Origin of the sequence: Saccharopolyspora sp. NPDC049357 (genome assembly GCF_040677225.1) — a bacterium.
Taxonomy (GTDB): Bacteria; Actinomycetota; Actinomycetes; order Mycobacteriales; family Pseudonocardiaceae; genus Saccharopolyspora.
This window is the reverse complement of the sequence record NZ_JBFAQJ010000036.1, coordinates 35,221-58,284: the sequence shown is the minus strand read 5'-3', so window position 1 is coordinate 58,284 and position 23,064 is coordinate 35,221. Positions and strand designations below refer to the sequence as shown.

The following is a 23,064-nucleotide window of genomic DNA, read 5'->3' as shown; positions in this document are numbered from 1 at the left end:
TCCCACGAAGCCTCATCTCCCTCAGGGCTCGGCCCACACCACCGCTGTGGCGCCCGCGATCTCCATGACGGTGACCGTGCGGCCGGCCTCGATAACCTGGGTCTCGTCCAGAGCCCGCGCCGACCACAACTGGCCGTCGATGCGGACCTGACCCCCCTGCGCATCCACTGTGGACTCCACGCGCGCCTGCTTCCCCACCAGGGCGTCCGCGTTGGTCTTGAGCTCGCGCTGCACGAACATGCGCCGCTTGAGCGCAGGACGGGCCAACAACACCAACCCCAGCGCCAGCGCCGCGAACACCGCGACGTCCACGCCCAAGGGCATGCCCAGCGCCGAACTACCGGCGGCCCCCAGAGCCGCGGCGCCGATCATGACCAGCACGAAGTCCCCGGACAGGATCTCGGCGCCGATCAGCAGCACCCCGGCGATCAGCCACAGCAGCGCAGGAGTCATGCGTCCATCGTGGCACGTGCGCCCCAGGCGCCACCGGCATTTCAGCCCACGTGATCAACGTGTGACCGCCGGATCACCCCTCCGCGGTGACGAAGTCGATCAGCTGCTCCACCGCGGTCAACAACGGCGTCTCGACGTCGCGGAAGCCGGAGGCACCGGCCAGCACCCGCCGCCAGCCCTCCGCAGGCTCACCCCAGCCCAGCCGCGAGCACACGCCCTGCTTCCAGTCCTGCCCGCGCGGCACCGTCGGCCACTCGCGGATGCCCACCGCAGCGGGCTTGACCGCCTCCCAGATGTCGACGTACGGGTGCCCGGTGATCATCACGTGCTCGTCGGTGATGCCCTCCACCAACCGCGATTCCTTGCTTCCCGCCACCAGGTGATCCACCAGCACCCCGACCCGGCGCCCCGGTTCCGGCCCGAACTCGGCCAGCAGCCCCGGCAGATCGTCCACGCCGTGCAGCGGCTCGACGACGACGCCTTCGACCCGAAGGTCGTGACCCCAGATCCGCTCGACCAGCTCGGCGTCGTGAATGCCCTCCACCCAGATCCGGCTCCCGCGCGCCGTGCGGGCCCGCAGACCCTCCACCTTCACCGAACCCGACGCCGACCGCGCCGGAGCCGCAGGGGAGCTCGTGCGCGCCGGCACCAGCGTCGCGGGCTTGCCCTCGAACAGGAACGCGGCCGGGCGCATCGGGAACAAGCGCTGCTTGCCGTGCCGGTCCTCCAGCACCACGTTGCCCTTCTCCACCCGCAGCACCGCACCGCAGAACCCGCTGGCCGGGTCCTCGACCACCAGCCCCGGTTCAGCCGGGACCTCCGGCACCTTCTCGCGCCGCGAGCCCGACAGGATGTCCCGTCCATAATCAACCGACCGCACGAGCGGACACGGTAATCCGATCGTGGCCCACCGTCGTGCCGCCACGCCGCAACCGTCCATGGGCGGAGTCACACCACACCTCCCCCGGGACCCAGCAAGGGTTTTCGATCCGTACCCTCTACCGACGTGCCATGCCCAAGCGCCACATTGGTTGTCTGGTCGTCCGCCTGGCTGCACGGTGCGGCCGCGTCGGACGACGTGCTCGATGCCCTGCAGACCTGGGGCGAGGTGCAGGAGTTCCGCGCCGCCGACGACGAGCTCGCCGCGCGCCTGGACCTGCCCGGCCCCCACGAGACCCCCGCCGGCCCCGCCCTGCTGCTGGCCGCGCTGCGCAAGGCCGGTGCCTCCACCGGCGAACTGGCGCTGCCCGTGCCCGGCGACGCCCGCGGCCTCGGCGGAGCCACCCCGTTCTCCAAGCTCGCGATGCGCATCGGCGAAGCCACCGTGCTGCCCGAAGCCGGACTGGGGCTGGTCCCCGAGCGCATCGCCGAAGACATCCTGCGCTGGACGGTGTTCGAGACCGGCGAACTGCCGCCCGCCGAACACCTGCCGATCGGCGAAGCCGAGCACGGCATGGCCTCGGCCATGCGCGAAGCCGCCACCGCCCTCATCGAACTCGGAGTCGCCAAGCAGCGCCCCGGTGTGCGCGAGGAGATCGCCCAGACCATCGCCGCCAAACCCACCCCGGACTGGCCGGAGAACATCCCCCAGCGCACGCTGCGGATCCTCCAGCGCGCCACCGAGGTCGAGGCGATCCTGTGGGTGGCCACCGACGACGCACCCGGCGGCGCCCTGTCGGCCTCGGCCATGCGCAGCCGCACCGACGCCCTGCGCCCGCTGTTCGACGCCGTGCGCGCCGCCCGCCGCGCCTCGGTCGCCGAGATGGTCCGCGTCCTGGCCGACCAAGCCGCCCGCTCCTGACCGACGTTGATGGGGGTGCCCGCTCCACCGAGCGGACACCCCCATCAACAGCCGAAAACCCTCAGCAGCAGCCGGGAGCGCACAGCGCCCCGTTGACCGTCGAGCCCGCCATCCGAAGTTCCGAGAGCTTGCACACCGGGGCGGCATCGGTGTGCTCGGCGATCAGCTCCACGATCATCTTCGCGAACCGCGGATCGGTGCCCGCCGTGGCCGCGCGCGCGAAACCCATCCCCAACCCGGCAGCTGCCTCCTCCGCCTCGTTGTCCAGGTCCCACACGACCTCGAGGTGATCGGAGACGAACCCGATCGGACTGACCACCACCGAGCCGACCCCCTTGGCGTGCAGGTCCTCCAGGTGTTCGCAGATGTCGGGCTCCAGCCACGGCACCTGCGGCGGACCCGAACGCGACTGCCACACCACGTCGTAGCTCTCCGCACCCACCCGCTCGGCCACCAGCCGCGCGGCCTCGGCGACCTGCCGCGAGTACCACTGCGGCCGCCCGTCGGCACCCGGCCGCTCATCCGCGCGCAGCGGGATCGAGTGCGCGGTGAACACCAACCGCGCCTGCTCGGCCCGCTCCCCCAGCTTTGCGTAGGCGGCGCGCACCGCATCGGCGTTGGCCTCGACGAACAGCGGGTGGTCGAAGAACTGCCGCAGCTTCACCAGCTCCGGCGCCCGCTGCCCGACCGACTCCCGCGCCCGCACGATGTCCTCGTGGTACTGCTTGCACCCCGAGTAGCCGCCCCACGCCGAGGTCGCGAACACCAGAGCCCGCCGCACCCCGTCATCGGCCATCCGCCCGACGGTGTCCTCGATCATCGGGTGCCAGTTGCGGTTGCCGAAGTAGATCGGCAGATCCCTGCCCCGCGCGTCCAGCTCGGACCGCAACGCGGCCATGATGTCCTCGTTCAGCCGGTTGATCGGCGACACGCCACCGAAGTGCAGGTAGTGCTCGGCCACCTCGTCCAAGCGCTCCGGCGGCACTCCCCTGCCCCGGGTCACGTTCTCCAGGAACGGCCGCACTTCCTCCGGGCCCTCCGGCCCCCCGAACGACAAGAACAGCAACGCATCAAAGCTCACCGAACCATCATCGCGCCGCTGATTCATCCCCGCGCAACCGGGGCGCACCCGATGTGAACCACGAGATGCCGGAAACGACGAAGGGCGCCCCGGACCATCTCCAGGGCGCCCCTCCACAAGATCGATCACACCCCCAGGGAGTGCACACCACCGTCGACCATGATCATCGAACCGGTCGTGGCGGGCAGCCAGTCCGACAGCACCGCGCAGATCGACTTGGCCACCGGCGTCGGGTCGTTGACGTCCCAGCCCAGCGGAGCCCGGTCGCCCCAGCCCGCCTCCAGGTCCGCGAAACCCGGGATCGACTTGGCCGCCATCGTCCGCACCGGACCCGCCGACACCAGGTTCACCCGCACGCCCTTGGGCCCCAGCTCACGCGCCAGGTACCGCGACGTCGACTCCAGCGCCGCCTTGGCCACGCCCATCCAGTCGTAGGCCGGCCACGCGACGCGCGCGTCGAAGTCCATGCCCACGATCGAGGAGCCCTCGCTCAGCAGCGGCAGCGTCGCGGTGCTCAACGACTTCAACGAGTACGCCGAGATCTGCACCGCTGTGGACACGTCCTCCCACGGGGCCTCCAGGAAGTCCCCGCCCAGGCACGACGCCGGCGCGTAGCCGATCGAGTGCAGCACCCCGTCCAGACCGCTGACGTGCTGGCGCACCCGCTCCGGCAGCGTCTCCAGGTGCTCGGCGTTGGTGACGTCCAACTCCAGCACCGGCGCCGGCTTGGGCAGCCGGTTGGCGATCCGCTCCACCAGGCTCAACCGGCCGAAACCGGTCAGCACCACCTCGGCGCCCTGCTCCTGGGCGGCCTTGGCCGCGTGGAACGCGATCGACGCGTCGGTGATCACCCCGGTGACCAGGATCCGCTTGCCTTCGAGCAATCCGCTCACGAATAAACCCCTTCGAAATCACATGCCGGGCGCCCACGCACCCGAGGTGGCCGGCACCAGCGCTGTGCCGGAAGTCCCTTCACCCGCTACCGAGCGGGTCAGTGCCCCATCCCGAGACCGCCGTCGACCGGGATCACCGCACCGGTGACGTACCCGGCCTCGTCCGAGGCCAGCCAGCGCACCGCGCCCGCGACCTCCTCCGGATCGGCCATCCGCGACAGCGGCACCTGCCCGAGGATCTCCTTCTTGCGCTCCTCCGGCAGATCGTCGGTCATCTCGGTCTTGACGTAACCCGGCGCGACGACGTTCGCCGTGATGCTGCGCGAACCCAGCTCACGCGCGATCGAACGCGCCATGCCCACCAGACCGGCCTTGCTCGCCGCGTAGTTGACCTGCCCCGGACCACCGGAGAGCCCCACCACCGACGAGATGAAGATCATCCGCCCGAACCGGTTGCGCAGCATGCTGCTCGCCGCGCGCTTGGCCACCCGGTACGAACCGGCCAGGTTCGCGTCGATGACCCGACCGAACTGCTCCTCGCTCATCCGCAGCAGCAGCGTGTCGTCGGTGATGCCCGCGTTGGCCACCAGCACCTCGACCCGCCCGTGCGCGGCCTCCACCTCGTCGAAGGCCGCCGCGACCTGGTCCGAGTCGGTGACGTCGCACTGAACGCCGAACAGGCCCTCGGGCGCACCCGATCCGCGGTGCGTGACCGCGACCTTGTCCCCGGCCGCCTGGAACGCTCTCGCGATGGCCAGGCCGATGCCGCGGTTACCGCCGGTCACCAGTACGGACCGTGCCACTGTGGATCTCCCATCGAACGCCTCAAGATTCGTTTCAGCCGCGACATTATCCGCTCAGCGAGCCCCACCGCTCATCGACTCCTTACACAAATGGGGCCCCTTTCTGGTGGCGTGCCTACACACCGGGCCACCCGCGCACGACAGACCGCACCCGCGGCCAGTACGGTGGCCCACCACGCTCGCACTGATCACCACGAGCGTGGTGCAACCGACACGAACCTGGGGGAATGCGCGGTCCCGCGACCGGCGTTGCCCGAGTACCTGCCCCACCATCCGAAGAGGGATCCAATGGCCACGGTCGAACTGACCAAGGACAACTTCGACGAGGTCGTCAGCGACGACAAGTTCGTCATCATCGACTTCTGGGCTTCCTGGTGCGGCCCGTGCAAGCAGTTCGCCCCGGTCTTCGAGAAGGGCTCGGAGACCCACGACGACATCGTCTTCGCCAAGGTCGACACCGAGGACCAGCCCGAGCTGGCCGCCGCCTTCGACGTGCAGTCGATCCCGACGCTGGCGATCATCCGGGACAAGGTCCTGGTCTTCCAGCAGCCCGGCGCCCTGCCCGAGAACGTCTTCGAAGACCTCGTCGGCCAGGCCCGCGACCTCGACATGGAGCAGATCAAGAAGGAAGCGGAGTGATCCGCCGGTGCCGGGCCCACGACCGGGCCCGGCACCGCCTCAGAACCCGCCCTCGGCCGCATCACCGGCCGACGCGTGCAGCACGCCCGGCAACTGGCTGATCTCCTGCACCAGCGTCGACACCGGCGTCTTGCCGCGCAGCCGCAGCGCCACCACCGCCGTGCGCTGCTCGTCGTCGGAGTCCTCCCGCTCGACCTGCAGGTCCAGCACCGCCCACCCGCGGCTGGTGCACAGCGTCAGCACGCTGCGCAGCACCCCGTAGCCGTCCAGGTAGCCCACCCGCATCACCTGCGGCTCCCGCAACGCCGGACGCACCGCCCGCAGCAGGTACGGGAAGCCGATCGCCACCAGGAAGTGCACCCCGGTCGTGGCCGCCGCCAGCACCACCAATCCCCCGCCGCAGGCCATCCCGACCGCGGCCACCAGCCACACCGAGGCCGCCGTGGTCAGACCGCGCACGGCATCCCGGCGCACGAAGATCAGCCCGCCGCCGATGAACCCGATGCCGGAGACGATCTGCGCCGCGACCCGCGACGGGTCCAGCGACACCCGGTCGAACACCAGCAGATCACCGAAGGCGTACTTGGACACCAGCATGAACAGCGCCGCGCCCACCCCCACCAGGGCGTGCGTGCGCAACCCCGCGCTCTTGGCCCGGATCTCCCGCTCCAGCCCGATGAGGCTGGAGAACAGCAACGCCGTCCCCAGCTCGATCAGGAGCGGTAGTTCGTCCAGCCCGGACACCACCGCATCAGCAGGCATCCCAGCAACCTAACACCGCTCCCGGCGGCGCGCGGCTACGACGAACGCGGCCTGCGGGCCAGGTACACCACCGCGGGCGGCAGGTTGCGCCACACCGTGCGGCTGACCACCGTCTCCTCGAACGTCGCCTTCAGGTCCGCGTGCTGCTTGCGCGCAGGCGGCGCCCACCGCGTCCAGGTGTAGGCGAACTGCGTGAACACCCCGTCCGGAGCCATCACCGACGCCAGCAGCTCCACCAGCGGAACCCCGTCCACCGGCGCGTGCGCCACCCACGGCAACCCGCTGACGACCACGTCGGCCTCGGCCAGTCCGCGCTCGGCCAGCAGGTCCGGAACGCTGCGAGCGTTCCCGCACACCGAGTCCACGCCCGGGAAGCGGTGCCCCAGATCAGCGGCCCAACCCTCGTTGAGCTCCACCGCCAGGTGCGTGCCCCGCCCGCCCAGGCGCCGCTGGATCACCTCGGTGAACGCACCCGTGCCCGGGCCCAGCTCCACCACGACCGGATCCCCGGTCAGCGGGATCGGCGCCACCATCTGCTCGGCCAGCGCCCGCGAACTCGGGCCCACCGCGGCGGTCGTGGTCGGCGACTTGACGAATTCCCACAAGAAACGAGCTGCCGTGTTCAAGGGGACGAGGCTCCTGTCGTCGGCTACGGCAATCGCCGACCGGCGAACAACGAGATCCCGGCCGCGATGATCGCGCAGAGAGTACCCAGCACCAACCACGGTTTGCTGGCGTCTGTGTGCTTGGTCTCGTAGCCGATCTGCTCACCCAGCGTCTCGTAGACCTCGCGCAACTGCTCCGCGCTGGCGGCCTTGTGGAACTCGCCGCCGGACAACCGAGCGATCTCTTGCATCGCGTCGTCGTCGACCTCGACCCACTCCTGCTCGCCCTCGATCTCGATCGAGCCGTGCTTGGTGCCGAAGGAGATCGTGGAGATCGGAACGCTGGCCTTCTTCGCCTCGAGGGCCTTCGTGTACGCGCCGCGCGGCGCGTCCATCTCTCGCGGAATGGTCTGCCCGCCATCGGCCATCAGCACGATCCGCGCCGGCGGAGCACCCGCCGGACCGCCGACCATCTTGCCGAACGAGTCGATGGCCTGCATCGACGCGTTGATCCCGTCACCGGTCGCGGTCGCCTCGGCCAGCTTGAGGGTGTCGATCGCCTGCTTGACGCTCGAACGATCCGTGGTCGGCATGACCAGCACCGTCGCCGTCCCGGCGAACGACACCAGCCCCAGGTTGATGCCCGGGGTGAGCTTGTCGGCGAACTCCTTGGCCGCGACCTTCGCCGCCTCCAACCGGTTCGGCTCCACATCGGTGGCCTTCATCGACAACGACACGTCGATGGTCAGCATGACCGTCGCCCGGTTGCGCGGAATCCGCTGCTCGGCCGTCGGACCCGACAGCGCCACCGTCAGCAGGATCAGCGCCACCCCCAGCAACGCCGGCGGCACGTGCTTCCACCAGCCCTGCCTGCCCGAGGCGACCCGGTCCAGCACCTCCAGGTTGGAGAACTTCAGCGAATCCCGCTGCCTGCGCCGCATCGCCCACACGTAACCGGCGACCAGGCCGGCGACCACGAACAGCAGCAGGAACCACCACGGCGCGGTGAACCCGGTCAGACTCAACATCACCCAGCTCCTCCGCCGGACCAGCCGCGCTTGCGCGCCATCACGAACCGCACGACATCGGCGATCCAGTCGGAATCGGTGCGCAGCACCAGGTGAGCGCACCCGGCCCTGCGCAGAACATTTGCCACGTCCTCGCGGTGCGCGGCCGCAGCAGCGGCGAACTCCTTGCGCAGCACCGGCGTCGTGTGCACCTCGCGCCGCCGACCCGTCTCCGGGTCCGACAGCAGCACCGTTCCCACGTCGGGCAGCTCCACGTCGCGGGGGTCGATCACCTCGATGGCCAGCAACGAGTGCCGGGCACCCAGCCCGCGCAGCGCGCGCTGCCAATCGGTGGAGCCCAGGAAGTCGGAGACCACCACCGCCAGTCCCCTGCGGCGCGGAGGCCGCCGCAACGATTCCAGGAGCCCGGACAGATCTCCCCGGGTGCCCTCCGGGGCCCGCGGGGTCTCGGCGACCTTCTTCAGCAGCGCCCGGGCGTGCGCGGCACCGCCGCGCGCGGGCAGCCGGTGCTGCCCGGTGCCGTTGTCCACCACCGCACCGATGCGGTTGCCACCGCCGCTGGTCAGGAACATGACGGCGGCCAGCGCCGCCACGGCCAGCTCCCGCTTGTCGCAGGCGGCGGTGCCGAAGTCCAGGCTCGGCGACAGGTCCATCGCCACCCACGTCTCCAGCTCGCGGTCGGCCACGGTCTGCCGGATGTGCGGCTCGGCCATGCGAGCGGTGACCGCCCAGTCCATCCGCCGCACGTCATCACCGGGCTGGTAGGCGCGGGCCTCCCCCGGCTCGCTGCCCGGACCGGGCACCAGACCGAGGTGATTGCCCTGCAGGAGACCGTCGAGCCGACCGCGCACGCTCAGCTCCAGAGCGCGCAGCGCGACCTCCATCCGCCCGGCCTCCAGGGCCGGTGGCGCCCATGCCGGGCGGTCACCGCCGGAGTCCGCGGGTGCCGCCACGTCTGCCCCTCCCCTCACTGGTGCGGTGGCATCGGCGGCTGGCCGTAACCGGGCTGCACGGCCGGACCGACCGGCGCGGCCTGCTGCTGCCCGCCCTGCGGGCGGGCCGACACCTGCGGCAGCGGCACGGTCTGCAGCACCCGGCCCACGATGTGCTCCACCGGGATGCCGTCGGCCAGCGCGTCGTAGGACAGCACGAGGCGGTGGCGCATCACGTCCGGCACGACGTCCACCACGTCCTGCGGCAGCACGTAGTCGCGCCCGCGCACCAGCGCCAGGGCGCGCGCGGCGGCGATGATGCCGAGGCTCGCGCGCGGCGAGGCGCCGTAGGAGACCCAGCCCGCGATGTCGGACAGGCCGTGGTCGTTGGGCATCCGGGTGGCGACCACCAGCCGGACCACGTAGTCGACCAGCGCGTGGTGCACGAACACCCCGGCGGCGACGTCCTGCAGCCGGATCAGCTCCTCGGGGTCGAGCACCCCGTTGGGCTCGGGCGGGGTGACGCCCATCCGGTAGATGATCTCGCGCTCCTCCTCCGCGGTCGGGTACTCGACCGGGAGCTTGAACAGGAAGCGGTCGCGCTGCGCTTCGGGCAGCGGGTAGACGCCCTCGTTCTCGATGGGGTTCTGGGTGGCCAGCACCAGGAACGGCGCGGGCATCGGGAAGCTCTCGCCGCCGATGGACACGTGCCGCTCGGCCATGACCTCCAGCAGCGCCGACTGCACCTTGGCGGGCGCGCGGTTGATCTCGTCGGCGAGCACGAAGTTGGCCAGCACCGGGCCGAGCTCGACGTCGAAGCGCTCGCTGCCCTGCCGGTAGATGCGGGTGCCGAGGATGTCGGCGGGCACCAGGTCGGGGGTGAACTGAAGCCGCGAGAACGAGCCGCCGACGACGCGGGCGAAGGTCTCCACCGCGAGGGTCTTGGCGACACCTGGCACGCCTTCGAGCAGGATGTGCCCCTTGGCCAGCAGGCCGGTCAGCATCCGCTCGACCAGGCGGTCCTGGCCGACGATGACGCGCTTGACTTCGAAGACGGTGCGTTCGAGCAGCTGCGCGTCGCGCGCGGGAGTGCTCGACGAACCCGCCTGACCCGCTGGACGCGCCGCAGCCGCTCCGGCGCCCCCGCTCTCACCGTTGCCGGCCTCGGTCACTTCTCCCAGCCTCCTCGTCGATGCGGCCGTTTCGGGCCGATCAAGATCCTGGCACGCCGCTGGCTCCTCGCGCACGAGGGGGCGCATCGAACGCCCACTCAACCCCATCGGCGGTATGACCCCTGTGAAGCCGAGCCGCGTTCGTCGTCTTGGCGGGGTTTTGGGTCTTGCTCGAGGAGCATTAATTTCATTCGACACTGAAGTCATAGACGCTGTTAACGGTTCGATGCGCCGCTCCCCCGGATTCGGCACCACGGGAGTGGTCAGCGTTCCGGCGTGCGAGCCCGTCGCAGGTCGTGCGGGGTGTCCACATCGGATACCTCAGCCGTGGTGGCGTCGATCCGAAGTGGATCCAGCGGCGCGAGAAGGTCTCGGACCGGCCGGTTCCGGACTTCCGCGGGCATCGCTTCGCGCAGGGACCGCAGGCGCCAGAGGCCGACCAGCCACTGCGCGCGGCCGCCGGGCTCGGACAGGACCGCTCCCCGAGCCGCTGGATCGTCGCGCAGCGCGGCGCGCAACCGGACCAGCGTGTCCTGGGTGAGGTGCGGGTGATCAGCGGCGAGGATCGCGACCAGCCCGTCGGCGTCGTCGATCAGTCGCAGCCCGGCCTCCACGGCCGCGAGCGGCCCTCCCCCGGCCGGCTCCTCGACCGTCCATCGGACGGGCGAGACCGTGGGCCGTTCGGGGCCGACCACCACGACGGGATCAGCGCCCGCCACCGCGTCGAGCGTGCGGTCCAGCAACGTCCGGCCGAGCACCGGCAGCATCACCTTGTCCACGCCGCCGAGCCGGCGCGCTCCCCCACCGGCCAGCACCACCGCCGCGAAATCCGCCACCCGGCAATGCTTGCAGCACCCCTGGTCCGGAGACCAGCCGGGCCGTCAGAGCACCCGCACCGCGTAGGGCGTGATGCCGCCGTAGCGGACCGAGGTGACGCGCACCCGGGAACCCGAGTACGGCGCCTCGACCATCTTGCCGTTGCCCAGGTAGAGGGCGACGTGGTGGATGGAGCCGCCGTCGTCCCAGAACAGCATGTCGCCGCGGCGCATCTGCGAGAGCGGGACGCGCTTGCCCGACTGCGCCTGGTACCCGCTGTAGTGGTCCAGCGAGACGCCCGCGGCGGCGAACGCGTAGATCATCAACCCGGAGCAGTCGAAGCCGATCTTGGCGTAGTCGCCGTAGGCGTCGGCCACTCCCCCGTCCCGGATGCCGCGAGTCGGCCCGCGCGAGTTGCCACCGCCCCACGCGTAGGGCATTCCCAGCTGCGACATCGCCCGTGAGATCACCGCCTCGACGTCGCCGGAGACCGCCGGTGCCGAGCTGCCCGCCTGGTCGTCGTTGCCGACCGGTTGAGCCGCGGCGGCCTGCTCCTCGCGGGCCTTGTCCTCCTGCCACTCCTGGTAGTCGGCGCGCTGCGCCTGCAGCCCGGTGACGCGGGAGCGGGCGGCGTCGAGCTCGGCCTGCGCGGAGTCGCGGTCGGCCTGCAGGCCCTGGGACTGCGCGGCCTGCTGCGCGCGGGCCTGGATCGCCGTCTGCTGCGCGGCTTCGGCCGCGGCGCGCGCCTCGTCGGCGGAGCGGCGCTTGGCCTCGGCCTCGTCGAGCGCGGCGCGGGTCATGGAGTCCTTGTTGACCTTCTCGATGCGCGCGCGTTCGAGATCGTCGAGGACGTCGAGCTGGGAGTCGCTGATCGCGTCGAGCAGCGAGGCCCGTTCGAGCATCTCCTGCGGGTCGCGGGCTCCGGCGTAGGCGGTGATCGAGCCGAGCTTGCTGCCCTGCCGGTAGCTGCTGGCGGCGAACTGGTCGAGCCGGTGGCGCTGCGCCTCGATCCGGTCCGCAGCCGAGCGCGCTTCGGCCGCGGCCGCGTCAGCGGCGACGCGTGCCTGGCCGTAGGCGTCCTCAGCGCGCTGGAGGTCGACGCGAGCCTTGTTCGCGTCCTCCATCTTCACCTCGACCTGCGACTGCAGACCGATCAGCCGGGACTCGGCCTCGGCGAGTCGGTTGGCCAGTTCACCGGCCTGGCCCGCGGTGCGCTGGGCTTCGGCCTTGCCCGCCTGGATCTCGTCGTCGCTGGGATTGGGCGGGGGAGGCGGGACGGCCACGCCGGTGCCGGTGGCTGACAGACCGACCGCGCACAGCAGCACCAGCACGCCGATCCTGCGTGCGCCTCTCGTCGTCGACAACACCCGTCACCTCCAGCAGATGCACCCGTTCGGTACCGAAACTTAGGCCGAACGGAGTCACAATTAGCCGGAGTTTGGCACTCCTGCCCCAGGCGCACCACACGAAACGGACGTTTCCCCTGCAACGTCAACCACTCGTGTCACATCTGTTCCCACGTGCTGGGATCTCCCCAGGTCCGCAGCGGCTCGGCGGAGTCGATCAGCGGCGCCGCCGCGAGGTCGGGCAGCACCTCGGTGAGCGGGCCGCGCAGGACCGCGTCGGCGATCTCGTCGTAGGGGGTGGGCTCGGCGTTGCAGATGATCAGCTTCGCCCCGGCCTTGGCCGCCAGCTCCGCGAAGGCCGCGGCCGGGTAGACGGTCAGCGACGTGCCCGCGGCGACGAACAGGTCGCAGTCCAGCGATGCGCGCCTGGCCTCCCGCAGCACGTCGGCGTCCAGCGCCTGGCCGAAGAACACCGTCGCCGACTTGAGGATGCCGCCGCACGAGCGGCAGTCCGGGTCCCGCTCGCCCTCGGCGACGCGCTGCAGGGCGTCGGTCATGGCGCCCGTGGCACCGCAGTGCACGCACACCGTGCGGCGCATGGTGCCGTGCAGTTCCAGCACCCGGTCGCGAGCCAGGCCGGCGCGCTGGTGCAGCTCGTCGATGTTCTGGGTCAGCAGTGCGCCGAGGCGCCCGGAGGCGTCGAGGTCGACGAAGGCCCGGTGCGCGGCGTTGGGTTCGGCGTGCCAGGCGGGGTTCTCGGCGCGGGCGCGCCACGCCTGCGCGCGGAGGCCCTCGTCGGCGAGGTAGCTGTCGATGTCGCTGAGCCGGGCGGCCTGCGGGTTGCGGGTCCACACCCCGTCCGGGCCCCGGAAATCGGGGATGCCGGAAGCGGTGGACACGCCCGCACCGGTGAGCGCGGTGATGCGCCGGGCGGCGCCGAACAGTTCGCGAGCGCGCTGCCAGGTCGCGCTGTCGTCAGCCCCCGAGGCTCGTTCCGTCACCTCCACAAGGTGCCACGGCCCGGGTCACCGGCGGCGCACCGGGCCGCCGTGTGTTGCCGGTCACGACCGTTCTGACCGGGCGCGCAGCGATCATGTGAAGTCCGTTTTTCTTGGCGGTAACGCGCGGCACGCACCGGGGAAACAGCTGGTTCCTACCTTCGGAGCAACCCGTTGAGAGGAGCCGCGTTGAACACGAACGCACGGGCCCCGAGAGGCCGCTGGATCGAGGGGTGGGACCCCGAGAACGAGGCCCTCTGGGAATCCACCGGTAAGCACGTCGCACGCAGGAACCTGATCTTCTCGATCATCTCCGAGCACATCGGCTTCTCCATCTGGAGCATCTGGTCGGTCCTGGTGCTGTTCATGGGGCCGGACATCGGCCTGCCGTTCACGGCGTCCGAGAAGTTCCTTCTGGTGATCACGCCGAACCTGGTGGGCGCGGTGCTGCGGCTGCCCTACGCGGCCGCGGTGACCCGCTTCGGCGGCCGCAACTGGACGATCTTCAGCTCGGTGGTGCTGCTGGTGCCCGCCGGACTGGCCTTCTACTTCGTGCAGCAGCCCGGAACTCCGCTGTGGGTGTTCATGCTCATCGGCGCCACGGCCGGTGTGGGCGGCGGCAACTTCGCATCGTCGATGACCAACATCACGATCTTCTTCCCGCAGCGGTTGCAGGGCTGGGCGCTGGGGCTCAACGCCGGTGGCGGCAACATCGGCGTGGCGACCATCCAGGTGGTCGGACTGCTGGTGATCGCCTTCGCGGGCAACACCCACCCGTCGTACGTGGCGGCGATCTACCTGCCGCTGATCGCGGTGTCGGCGGTGTGCGCGGCGCTGTTCATGGACAACGTCGATGCCATCAAGGCCAAGCCGGGAGCGCTGCTGGAGGCGTGCGGCAGCAAGCACACCTGGTGGATCTCCTTCCTGTACGTGGGCACCTTCGGCTCGTTCATCGGTTACAGCTTCGCGTTCGGCCTGGTGCTGCAGACCGAGTTCGACTTCACGCCGCTGCAGGCGGCGAGCTGGACGTTCCTGGGCCCGCTGATGGGTTCGCTGTCGCGACCGCTGGGCGGCTGGCTGGCCGACCGGATCGGCGGAGCGCGGGTGACGGCGTGGAACTTCGTGCTCATGGCCGTCGGGGTCGCGGTGCTGCTGGTGGCCTCGGCGCTGGGCTCGTTCGGGCTGTACGTCACGGCGTTCATCGTGCTGTTCCTGCTGACCGGGCTCGGCAACGGCTCGACCTACAAGATGATCCCGGCGGTCTACGCCAAGGAGGCCGAGGACGAGGTCACCTCTGGCGGCGAGGCCGTCGCGGCCTTCGCCAAGGCGCGCCGCCTCTCCGGTGCTGTCATCGGCATCGCCGGTGCGATCGGCGCGCTGGGCGGCGTCGGCATCAACCTGGCGTTCCGCTCCTCCTACAGCGGCGCGGCGGCCAGCGGTGACGCCGCGCTGACGGTGTTCCTCGCCTACTACCTGGTGTGCGTGCTGGTGACCTGGGCGGTGTACCTGCGGGGTGCGCTCAAGCCGGGTCAGGATCCGGCGGGGCTGCCGGCGAAGCGGACCGCGGAGGCCGGCCGTGCCTGAGGTCCGCACAGTGGCCACCCACTGCCCGTACTGCGCCCTGCAGTGCGGGACCCGGCTCACGCGCGAGCGGCGCGGGGTTTCGGTGCGGCCCACGGACTTCCCGGTCAACCAGGGCGGGCTGTGCCAGAAGGGGTGGACCGCTCCGTCCCTTCTGGACGTCCCGGACCGGCTGCGCCACCCGCTGGTGCGCCGCGACGGTGAGCTCGTCCCGGTTTCCTGGGACACCGCGCTCGACACCATCGCCACGGGCGTCGATCGCATCCGGGCCGAGCGCGGCCCGGATGCGATCGGGGTGTTCGGCGGTGGCGGTCTGACCAACGAGAAGGCCTACCTGCTGGGCAAGTTCGCGCGGCTGGCGCTGGGCACGAGTCAGATCGACTACAACGGCCGGTTCTGCATGTCCTCGGCCGCCGCGGCCGGGACGGCGGCGTTCGGGCTGGACCGGGGGCTGCCGTTCCCGGTGACCGACCTCGGTGGCGCCGATGTGGTGCTGCTGGCCGGGGCGAATCCGGCGGAGACGATGCCGCCGCTGATGCAGCACCTGCGCTCGCCGGAGCTGATCGTCATCGATCCGCGCAAGACGGCGACGGCCGAGCAGGCGGCACTGCACCTGCAGCCGCTGCCGGGCACGGACCTGGCGCTGGCGCTGGGGCTGCTGCACATCGCGGTGGTCGACGGGTTCAGCGACGTCGACTACATCCGCGAGCGCACCAACGGCTTCGAAGCGGCCTGGCAGCGGGCGATGTCCTGGTGGCCGGAGCGGGTCGAGCGGGTCACCGGGGTTCCGGTGTCCGAGCAGCGGCAGGCGGTGCGGATGCTCGCCGAGGCGGGCAGCGCCTACGTGCTCACCGGACGCGGTGCCGAGCAGCACAGCAAGGGCGTGGACACCGTGTCCGGGTTCATCAACCTCGCGCTGGCGCTGGGAATTCCGGGCCGTGCCGGCGGCGGCTACGGCTGCCTGACCGGTCAGGGCAACGGGCAGGGCGGCCGCGAGCACGGCCAGAAGGCCGACCAGCTCCCCGGCTACCGGATGATCACCGACCAGGCCGCGCGCGAGCACGTCGCCGAGATCTGGGGCGTGTTGCCGGAGGTGCTGCCCGGCGCGGGGCGCTCGGCCTACGAGCTGCTCGACGCGCTGGGCTCCGACGACGGTCCGCGCGCCCTGCTGGTGTTCGGTTCCAACCCGGCGGTCTCGGCGCCCAACGCCGAGCACGTGGTGCGGCGGTTGAAGTCCCTGGACCTGCTGGTGGTGGCCGACTTCGTTCCCTCGGAGACCACCGAGCTGGCCGACGTGGTGCTGCCGGTGACCCAGTGGGCCGAGGAAGAGGGCACCATGACCAACCTGGAGGGCCGCGTCCTGCGGCGCCGCCGGTTGCAGGTGCCCCCGGGACACGCGCGCAGCGACCTGGAGGTGCTGCACGGGATCGCGACCCGCCTGGGCGAACCCGGTCACCGCTACCCCACCCAGCCGCGCGAGGTCTTCGAGGAGCTGCGCCGGGCCTCCGCGGGCGGCAAGGCCGACTACTCGGGCATCAGCTACGAGCGCCTCGACGCCGGCGAGGCGCTGCACTGGCCGTGCCCGGACGGCGAACACCCCGGCACCCCGAGGCTCTTCCTCGACGGCTTCGCCCACGCCGACGGCCGGGCGAAGTTCCTGGCGGTCGAGCACCGCGACGCCGGTGACGTGCCGGCGGAGGTGTTCCCGCTGACCGCGACGACCGGGCGCGTGCTCGCGCAGTACCAGTCGGGCGCGCAGACCCGCCGCGTCGCCGAGCTCAACGAGGCCTCCCCGGAGGCGTTCGTGGAGGTCCACCCCGACACCGCCACCCGGGCCGGACTCGCCGAGGGCGTGCTGGCACGCGTCACCTCACCGCGCGGCAGCACGATCGCCAAGGTGCGGCTGGTGCCGACCATGCGCACCGACACGGTCTTCCTGCCGTTCCACTTCCCCGGCGACGGGCGGGCCAACCTGCTCACCGGTGACGCGCTGGACCCGCGCAGCCGGATGCCGGAGTTCAAGGTCAGCGCGGTGCGCATCGAACCCCACCGGGAGGTGGTGGCGCCATGAGCACCGTGCTCCCCCTCAACCGCCTCGCCGGGCGCGTGGTCGTGGTCGGCAACGGCCCTGCCGCGCACCGGCTGGTCGAGCGGCTGCGCGCGCTGGACCACGACGGGCCGATCACCGTGCTCGGTGCCGAGGAGCAGCCGGCTTACAACCGGGTGCTGCTGGGTTCGGTGCTCGACGGTTCGCTGCCCGGGCCCGCCGTGTCGCTGCCCGGCCTCGACGCCGAGGTGCACCTGGGTTGCGCGGTGGCCGACATCGACCGCGCGCGGCGGACGGTGCGCTGCGAGGACGGCCGCGAGTTCGGTTACGACGTGCTCGTGCTGGCAACGGGTGCGCGGCCGCTGATGCCCGAGATCATGGGCCTGGGCGCGGACCGGCTCACGGCGCTGCGCAGCCTCGCCGACTGCGCGCGCATCGACGCCGCCACCGGCCCGGTCGCGGTGCTCGGCGGCGGCGTGCTCGGCGTCGAGACGGCGCGGTCGCTGCTGGCGCGCGGGCACCAGGTGACGCTCGTGCACCGCGAGAAGCGCCTCATGGAACGGCAGCTCGACGAGGCCGGCGGCGCGATGCTGGCCGAACGGCTGGGCAAGCTCGGCATCGACGTCCGGCTCGGCGCCAAGGCCACCTCCTACCGGGCCGGGACGCTGCACCTCGGCGACGGTTCGGATGCGGCCGCGGAGCTGGTGGTGGCCTGCACCGGGGCGTGGCCGGAGGTGACCCTCGCGCAGCGCGCAGGGGTGTCGGTCAACCGCGGTGTGGTCGTCGACGACCGGTTGCGCACCAGCGACCCGCACATCCACGCCATCGGCGACTGCGCCGAGCACCGGGGCAGCACGCTCGGGCTGGTGGCCTCGGCGTGGGAGCAGGCCGACGCGCTGGCCGCGCACCTGGCAGGCCGCGACGCGGTCTGCTCCGGCTCCCGGGTGGTGACGCGGCTCAAGGCGCGCGGCATCGACCTGGTCTCCATCGGCTCGGTGCGCGCCCTGGACTCCGGCGACGCCGAGATCGTCACGCTCTCGGATCCGGCGCGGGGCCGCTACGCCAAGCTCGCGCTGCACTCCGGGCGGATCTCCGGCGCCGTGCTGCTGGGGTTCCCGGCCGCGATCGCGGCGATCAGCCAGCTGCACGACCGCGACCTGCCGATGCCGGCCGACCGCCTGTCGCTGCTGCTGGGCACCCCGACCGCGGTGCCGGGCGCACCGGTGGAGCTCCCCGAGGACGCGGTGCTGTGCCGCTGCAACAACGTCACCAAGAAGTCCCTGATCACCGCCTGGCACGGCGGCGCCCGCTCGGTCGCCGAGCTGGCCAGGGCAACGCGGGCGACCACCGGCTGCGGTGGCTGCGTCGACGACGTCGGCCGGCTGTGCAGCTCGTTGGCGGATCGCATCGAATCAGAAAGGGAGGGCGCGGCATGACCCGCACGCTCGTCGTCGTCGGCCACGGAATGGTCGGCCACCGGCTCGTTGAAACGCTCCGCGAACGCGATGAGGCCAACACCTGGCGGATCGTCGTCCTCGGCGAAGAGCCCCGCCCCGCCTACGACCGGGTGGGGCTGTCGTCCTACCTGGACGGCAAGAGCGCCGAGGACCTCAGCCTGACCGGCCAGGACGTCATCGACGACCCGATGGTGGACCTGCGCCTCAACTCCGCGGTGACCGGTGTGGACACCGGTGCCCGCACGGTGACGCTGGCCGACGGCGAATCGCTGACCTACGACGCGCTGGTGCTGGCGACCGGTTCGAAGCCGTTCGTGCCGCCGGTGCCCGGACACCAGCTGCCCGGCAACTTCGTCTACCGCACCATCGAGGACCTCGACGCGATCCGCGACTCCGCCACCGAGGGCGCCGACGGCGTCGTCATCGGCGGCGGTCTGCTGGGGCTGGAAGCGGCGAACGCGCTGCGGCTGCTGGGAATGCGGCCGCACGTGGTGGAGATGGCGCCGCGGCTGATGCCGCTGCAGGTCGACGAGGGCGGCGGGCAGGTGCTGCGCGGTCTCGTCGAGGAACTGGGTCTGACCATCCACGCCGGTGCGGCCACCCAGTCCATCGACGGCGAGGACCACGTCACCGGCGTGACGCTGGCCGACGGCACCGTCATCGACACCGACCTGGTCGTGTTCTCCGCCGGTGTGCGCCCGCGCGACGAGCTCGCCGAGATCGCCGGTGTGACGCGCGGTGAGCGCGGCGGCTTCCTCGTCGACGACGCCTGCCGCACCGACGTCGAGGGCGTGTGGGCCATCGGCGAGTGCGCCGCGGTCGACGGCCGCTGCTACGGCCTGGTCGCGCCCGGCTACACCATGGCCGAGGGCGTCGCCGAACAGCTGCTGGAGCTGGGCGAGGGCACCTTCCCCGGTGCCGACATGTCGACCAAGCTCAAGCTGCTCGGCGTCGACGTCGCCAGCTTCGGTGACGCCCACGGCACCACCGAGGGCGCGCTGGAGGTCGTCTACGCCAACAACGCGGCGGGCACCTACGCCAAGCTGGTGCTCTCCGACGACGCTCGGGTGCTGCTGGGTGGTGTGCTGGTCGGTGACGCCAGCGCCTACGCGGTGCTGCGACCGCTGGTGGACCGCGAACTCCCCGCCCCGCCCGAGCAGCTGCTGCTGCCCGCCGGGTCCGGTGTGGACTCCGGTGCGCTGCCCGACGACGCGACGGTGTGCTCCTGCAACAACGTGACCAAGGGGCAGATCACCTGCGCCATCGCCGAGCACGGGCTCGCCGATGTCGCCGAGGTCAAGTCCTGCACCAAGGCGGGCACCAGCTGCGGGTCGTGCGTGCCGATGCTCAAGACGCTGCTGAACGAATGCGGTGTCGTGACTTCCAAGGCGCTGTGCGAGCACTTCACCCAGTCGCGGGCGGAGCTGTTCGAGATCGTGCAGGCCACCGGCATCGGCTCCTTCTCCGAGCTGATCACCAAGCACGGTTCGGGACGCGGTTGCGACATCTGCAAGCCGGCGGTCGCCTCGATCCTGGCCAGCCTCGGCAACGGCCACATCCTCGAGGGCGAGCAGGCCGCGCTGCAGGACACCAACGACCGGTTCCTGGCCAACATCCAGCGCAACGGCACCTACTCGGTGGTGCCGCGGGTGCCCGGCGGTGAGATCACGCCGGAGAAGCTCATCGTGCTCGGTGAGGTGGCCAAGGAGTTCGGCCTCTACACCAAGATCACCGGTGGGCAGCGCATCGACCTGTTCGGCGCTCGGGTGGAGCAGCTGCCGGAGATCTGGAAGCGCCTGGTGGACGCCGGTTTCGAGTCCGGTCACGCCTACGGCAAGGCGCTGCGCACGGTGAAGTCCTGCGTGGGCAACGACTGGTGCCGCTACGGCGTGCAGGACTCGGTGAGCATGGCCATCCGGCTGGAGCTGCGCTACCGCGGCCTGCGCTCACCGCACAAGCTCAAGTCGGCGGTGTCGGGTTGCGCGCGCGAGTGCGCCGAGGCGCGCGGCAAGGACTTCGGCGTGATCGCCACCGACAAGGGCTGGAACCTCTACGTCGGCGGCAACGGCGGATTCACCCCGCGCCACGCCGAGCTGCTGGCCGCCGACCTCGACGACGAGCAGCTGATCAAGCTCATCGACCGGTTCCTGATGTTCTACGTGCGCACTGCCGACCGGCTGCAGCGCACCTCGGCGTGGGTCGAATCCCTCGAAGGCGGCTTGGAGCACCTCAAGGAGGTCATCGTCGAGGACTCCCTCGGCATCGCCGCCGAGCTGGAAGCCGCGATGCAGCGCCACGTCGACACCTACTCCGACGAATGGGCGGGCGTGCTGTCCGACCCGGGCAAGCTCTCCCGGTTCGTCTCGTTCGTCAACGCGCCGGACGCCCCGGATCCCACCATCCGCTTCATCGAGGAACGCGGACAGATCCGCCCGGGCCCGGTGAGCCTGCCGATGCCCGCATTTCAGTCCCTGAACCAGGAGGTGCACTCGTGAACTGGCAACAGATCTGCGAAATCGAACTGCTGCTGCCCGAGTACGGTCTTCCGGCGCTCGTCGGCGAACACCCGGTGGCGGTGTTCCGCACCCACGACGACCAGCTGTTCGCGGTGGGCAACGTCGACCCGTTCTGCGGCGCCGGGGTGATGAGCCGCGGCATCGTCGGTGACCGCGGTGGTGAGCCCACCGTGGCCTCGCCGATGCTCAAGCAGGTGTTCTCGCTGCGCACGGGTGAGTGCCTGGACGACCCCGACGCGCGACTGCCGGTGTTCCCGGTGCGGCGGCGCGAGGCGTTCGTGGAGGTCGCGCTCCCTTGAGCGAAGAACTGACCGGCTACACCGTCGCCGTGACCGCGGCTCGGCGGGCGGAGGAGCTGGGCACCCTGCTCGAACGACGGGGTGCCCGGGTCGTGCACGGCCCGGCTCTGCGGATCCTGCCGCTGTCCGACGACACCGAACTGCGACGGGTCACCGACGCCTGCATCGCGCAGCCGCCCGATGCCGTGGTCGCCACGACCGGCATCGGGTTCCGCGGCTGGGTGGAAGCGGCCGACGGCTGGGGCGTGGGGTCGGAGCTGCTGGCGGCCCTGGCCCCGGCGCGGCTGCTGGCCCGCGGCCCGAAGGCGCGTGGCGCGGTGCGGGCGGCGGGGTTGCCCGACCCGTGGTCGCCGGGTTCGGAGTCCTCGGCGGAACTGCTGGAGAACCTCCTCGACGGACCGCTGGATGGCTTGCGGATCGCAGTGCAGCTGCACGGCCAACCGCTGCCGGACTTCGTCGAGGCGCTGGAGTGCGCCGGGGCGAAGGTCATCGAGGTCCCGGTGTACCGGTGGACGGCCCCGGCCGACATCACCGCGCTGGAGAACCTGCTGTCCGCGGTGTGCGCGCAGCAGATCGACGCGGTGACCTTCACCAGCGCTCCCGCGGCGGCGAGCCTGCTGTCGCTGGCCGCAGATCGCGGCTGCCGCGAGGAGCTGCTGACCGCGCTGCGCGGCCCGGTGCTGGCGGCCTGCGTGGGCCCGGTGACGCACGCGCCGCTGGCCGATCACGGCGTGGCGGCGGTGATCCCGGAGCGCTTCCGCATCGGCGCGCTGGTGCGCGCGCTGTGCGAGGCGCTGCCGATGCGCTCGCCGACGCTTCCGGTCGCCGGGCACGACCTCCAGCTGCGCGGGCACGCGGCCATCCTCGACGGCGAGGTCAAACAGCTCTCCCCGCAGGGGAAGACGCTGCTGCGCGCGTTGGCCGAACGACCGGGCCGCGTGGTGTCGCGGCGCGCGCTGGCCGAGGCGCTGCACTGCGCCGGAGGGGCCGCCGACGAGCACGCGGTCGAGCAGGCCGTGGCCCGGCTGCGTTCGGCGCTGGGCGCGCCGCAGCTGGTCCAGACCGTGATCAAACGCGGATACCGACTTCCGCTGGAACCGATGAGGGACTCCCCGCGATGCGCAGATCCGCTGTGAACCCGCCGCTGCTGCTGGTCGCCCACGGAACCCGCGACCCCGGAGGTCCGCGGGTGGTCGAGGAGCTGGCCGAGGCCACCTCGGCGCGCCTGGGCGTGCCGGTGCACGTGGGCTACGTCGACGTCATCGGCCCGACCGTGGCCGACGCGCTGGCGTCCGCACCCGGCCCGGTCGTGGCGCTGCCCGCGTTCCTGGCGGCCGGTTACCACGTGCGCGTCGACCTCCCCGAGCAGATCGGCGCCACCGGCCGCGAGGACGTGACGATCACCGAGCCGCTGGGGCCGGCACCGGAGATCACCGAGGCCCTGCTGGACCGGCTCCGCGCGGCCGGGTGGCAGCCGGGCGACCGGGTGCTGTTCTCGGCGGCGGGTTCCTCCGACGAGCGCGCGCTGTCGGACGTGCGCACCGCCGCCCGACTGCTGGGCAGGCGCTGCGGGCAGTGGCTCACCCCCAGCTACATCACCACGGCGAGCCCGGCGACCGAGGCGCTGTGCGGCCCGGACGATTTCATCGCGCCCTACCTGCTGGCACCGGGACTGTTCCACCGCCGCCTCGCCGATCTCCCGGTCGCCGGGGTCGCCGATCCCCTCGGCGTTCACCCGGCGGTGATCGACCTCGTCGCCCAGCGCTACCGCTGCGCCGTGCAGGACGACGTCTTCGCGGCATGATCGACCGATCCGGTTGCGAGTAGGCCGTTCA

At 71.5% G+C, this 23,064-nt stretch carries 22 protein-coding genes; 9 read left to right on the top strand and 13 right to left on the bottom strand.

Going from position 1 to position 23,064, the window contains the following annotated elements:
- Positions 1 to 21: 21 nt before the first annotated feature.
- Both AB0J91_RS25275 and AB0J91_RS25270 read right to left on the bottom strand, forming a co-directional pair.
- Positions 22 to 453, bottom strand: a complete 432-nt coding sequence (locus AB0J91_RS25275; protein WP_363873328.1) for an NfeD family protein — start codon at positions 451 to 453, stop codon at positions 22 to 24.
- 73 nt (positions 454 to 526) lie between these two features.
- The gene (locus tag AB0J91_RS25270; RefSeq protein WP_363873325.1) at positions 527 to 1,333 is read right to left on the bottom strand and encodes a DUF3097 domain-containing protein; all 807 of its coding nucleotides are present in this window, start codon (positions 1,331 to 1,333) and stop codon (positions 527 to 529) included.
- A 126-nt stretch (positions 1,334 to 1,459) separates the two neighbouring features.
- Between AB0J91_RS25270 and AB0J91_RS25265 the strand changes: the two genes are divergently transcribed.
- Positions 1,460 to 2,254: a hypothetical protein gene (locus AB0J91_RS25265; RefSeq protein WP_363873322.1), complete on the top strand. Its 795-nt coding sequence runs from the start codon at positions 1,460 to 1,462 to the stop codon at positions 2,252 to 2,254.
- 61 nt (positions 2,255 to 2,315) lie between these two features.
- On the opposite strand, the gene AB0J91_RS25260 is transcribed toward AB0J91_RS25265, so the two are convergent.
- The 3 genes from AB0J91_RS25260 to AB0J91_RS25250 all read right to left on the bottom strand — a co-directional run bounded on the left by AB0J91_RS25260 (position 2,316) and on the right by AB0J91_RS25250 (position 5,031).
- On the bottom strand, positions 2,316 to 3,335 hold the full coding sequence (locus AB0J91_RS25260; RefSeq protein WP_363873319.1) for a ferrochelatase: 1,020 nt from the start codon (positions 3,333 to 3,335) through the stop codon (positions 2,316 to 2,318).
- 125 nt (positions 3,336 to 3,460) lie between these two features.
- Entirely contained in the window at positions 3,461 to 4,228 is a 768-nt protein-coding gene (gene fabI, locus AB0J91_RS25255; RefSeq protein ID WP_132679804.1) for an enoyl-ACP reductase FabI, read from the bottom strand.
- A gap of 98 nt (positions 4,229 to 4,326) precedes the next feature.
- Positions 4,327 to 5,031 carry a beta-ketoacyl-ACP reductase gene (locus AB0J91_RS25250; RefSeq protein ID WP_363788529.1) on the bottom strand — a complete coding sequence of 235 codons (705 nt, stop codon included), beginning with the start codon at positions 5,029 to 5,031 and terminating at the stop codon, positions 4,327 to 4,329.
- A 288-nt stretch (positions 5,032 to 5,319) separates the two neighbouring features.
- Here AB0J91_RS25250 and trxA point away from each other — a divergent pair, with 288 nt between their 5' ends.
- Positions 5,320 to 5,670 (top strand): thioredoxin, encoded by a 351-nt coding sequence (trxA, locus tag AB0J91_RS25245; RefSeq protein WP_132679806.1) that lies wholly within the window; start codon positions 5,320 to 5,322, stop codon positions 5,668 to 5,670.
- A gap of 39 nt (positions 5,671 to 5,709) precedes the next feature.
- On the opposite strand, the gene AB0J91_RS25240 is transcribed toward trxA, so the two are convergent.
- The 8 genes from AB0J91_RS25240 to AB0J91_RS25205 all read right to left on the bottom strand — a co-directional run bounded on the left by AB0J91_RS25240 (position 5,710) and on the right by AB0J91_RS25205 (position 13,275).
- Positions 5,710 to 6,432, bottom strand: a complete 723-nt coding sequence (locus tag AB0J91_RS25240; protein WP_363873316.1) for an MgtC/SapB family protein — start codon at positions 6,430 to 6,432, stop codon at positions 5,710 to 5,712.
- A gap of 35 nt (positions 6,433 to 6,467) precedes the next feature.
- Positions 6,468 to 7,058: an SAM-dependent methyltransferase gene (locus AB0J91_RS25235; protein ID WP_363788535.1), complete on the bottom strand. Its 591-nt coding sequence runs from the start codon at positions 7,056 to 7,058 to the stop codon at positions 6,468 to 6,470.
- Positions 7,059 to 7,081: 23 nt separating this feature from the next.
- Positions 7,082 to 8,062, bottom strand: a complete 981-nt coding sequence (locus AB0J91_RS25230) for a VWA domain-containing protein (protein ID WP_363873354.1) — start codon at positions 8,060 to 8,062, stop codon at positions 7,082 to 7,084.
- Positions 8,063 to 8,064: 2 nt separating this feature from the next.
- Positions 8,065 to 8,949 (bottom strand): DUF58 domain-containing protein, encoded by an 885-nt coding sequence (locus tag AB0J91_RS25225; RefSeq protein WP_363788890.1) that lies wholly within the window; start codon positions 8,947 to 8,949, stop codon positions 8,065 to 8,067.
- Between the two features lie 83 nt (positions 8,950 to 9,032).
- The gene (locus AB0J91_RS25220) at positions 9,033 to 10,067 is read right to left on the bottom strand and encodes a MoxR family ATPase (protein WP_363873351.1); all 1,035 of its coding nucleotides are present in this window, start codon (positions 10,065 to 10,067) and stop codon (positions 9,033 to 9,035) included.
- Between the two features lie 365 nt (positions 10,068 to 10,432).
- Positions 10,433 to 11,005, bottom strand: a complete 573-nt coding sequence (locus AB0J91_RS25215; protein WP_363873313.1) for an NTP transferase domain-containing protein — start codon at positions 11,003 to 11,005, stop codon at positions 10,433 to 10,435.
- 45 nt (positions 11,006 to 11,050) lie between these two features.
- The gene (locus AB0J91_RS25210; protein WP_363873311.1) at positions 11,051 to 12,349 is read right to left on the bottom strand and encodes an NlpC/P60 family protein; all 1,299 of its coding nucleotides are present in this window, start codon (positions 12,347 to 12,349) and stop codon (positions 11,051 to 11,053) included.
- A 140-nt stretch (positions 12,350 to 12,489) separates the two neighbouring features.
- The gene (locus AB0J91_RS25205) at positions 12,490 to 13,275 is read right to left on the bottom strand and encodes a Sir2 family NAD-dependent protein deacetylase (RefSeq protein WP_363873348.1); all 786 of its coding nucleotides are present in this window, start codon (positions 13,273 to 13,275) and stop codon (positions 12,490 to 12,492) included.
- A 243-nt stretch (positions 13,276 to 13,518) separates the two neighbouring features.
- On the opposite strand from AB0J91_RS25205, the gene AB0J91_RS25200 reads away from it, so the two are divergent.
- From AB0J91_RS25200 to AB0J91_RS25170, 7 genes are read left to right on the top strand one after another with little or no spacing between them, the layout of a single operon-like run.
- Complete coding sequence (locus AB0J91_RS25200; protein ID WP_363873308.1) at positions 13,519 to 14,913, top strand: nitrate/nitrite transporter; 1,395 nt, start codon at positions 13,519 to 13,521, stop codon at positions 14,911 to 14,913.
- Positions 14,906 to 16,981 carry a molybdopterin oxidoreductase family protein gene (locus AB0J91_RS25195; RefSeq protein WP_363873304.1) on the top strand — a complete coding sequence of 692 codons (2,076 nt, stop codon included), beginning with the start codon at positions 14,906 to 14,908 and terminating at the stop codon, positions 16,979 to 16,981. The genes AB0J91_RS25200 and AB0J91_RS25195 overlap by 8 nt, the downstream gene beginning before the upstream one ends.
- The gene (locus AB0J91_RS25190) at positions 16,978 to 18,393 is read left to right on the top strand and encodes an FAD-dependent oxidoreductase (RefSeq protein ID WP_363873301.1); all 1,416 of its coding nucleotides are present in this window, start codon (positions 16,978 to 16,980) and stop codon (positions 18,391 to 18,393) included. The genes AB0J91_RS25195 and AB0J91_RS25190 overlap by 4 nt, the downstream gene beginning before the upstream one ends.
- A complete protein-coding gene (gene nirB, locus AB0J91_RS25185) occupies positions 18,390 to 20,909 on the top strand; it encodes a nitrite reductase large subunit NirB (RefSeq protein ID WP_363873298.1) in 2,520 nt (839 codons plus the stop codon). Before AB0J91_RS25190 ends, nirB begins: the two co-directional genes overlap by 4 nt.
- Positions 20,906 to 21,229 (top strand): nitrite reductase small subunit NirD, encoded by a 324-nt coding sequence (gene nirD, locus AB0J91_RS25180; RefSeq protein ID WP_363873295.1) that lies wholly within the window; start codon positions 20,906 to 20,908, stop codon positions 21,227 to 21,229. Before nirB ends, nirD begins: the two co-directional genes overlap by 4 nt.
- Entirely contained in the window at positions 21,226 to 22,365 is a 1,140-nt protein-coding gene (locus AB0J91_RS25175) for a uroporphyrinogen-III synthase (protein ID WP_363873292.1), read from the top strand. Before nirD ends, AB0J91_RS25175 begins: the two co-directional genes overlap by 4 nt.
- The gene (locus AB0J91_RS25170; RefSeq protein ID WP_363873289.1) at positions 22,347 to 23,033 is read left to right on the top strand and encodes a sirohydrochlorin chelatase; all 687 of its coding nucleotides are present in this window, start codon (positions 22,347 to 22,349) and stop codon (positions 23,031 to 23,033) included. Before AB0J91_RS25175 ends, AB0J91_RS25170 begins: the two co-directional genes overlap by 19 nt.
- Positions 23,034 to 23,064 lie beyond the last annotated feature (31 nt).

Coding starts and splice junctions, on each gene's coding strand:
- AB0J91_RS25275 (WP_363873328.1), bottom strand. CDS start 453: ATGACTCCTGCGCTGCTGTGGCTGATCGCCGGGGTGCTGCTGATCGGC.
- trxA (WP_132679806.1), top strand. CDS start 5,320: ATGGCCACGGTCGAACTGACCAAGGACAACTTCGACGAGGTCGTCAGC.
- AB0J91_RS25240 (WP_363873316.1), bottom strand. CDS start 6,432: ATGCCTGCTGATGCGGTGGTGTCCGGGCTGGACGAACTACCGCTCCTG.
- AB0J91_RS25225 (WP_363788890.1), bottom strand. CDS start 8,949: ATGGAGGTCGCGCTGCGCGCTCTGGAGCTGAGCGTGCGCGGTCGGCTC.
- AB0J91_RS25190 (WP_363873301.1), top strand. CDS start 16,978: ATGAGCACCGTGCTCCCCCTCAACCGCCTCGCCGGGCGCGTGGTCGTG.
- nirB (WP_363873298.1), top strand. CDS start 18,390: ATGACCCGCACGCTCGTCGTCGTCGGCCACGGAATGGTCGGCCACCGG.
- AB0J91_RS25170 (WP_363873289.1), top strand. CDS start 22,347: ATGCGCAGATCCGCTGTGAACCCGCCGCTGCTGCTGGTCGCCCACGGA.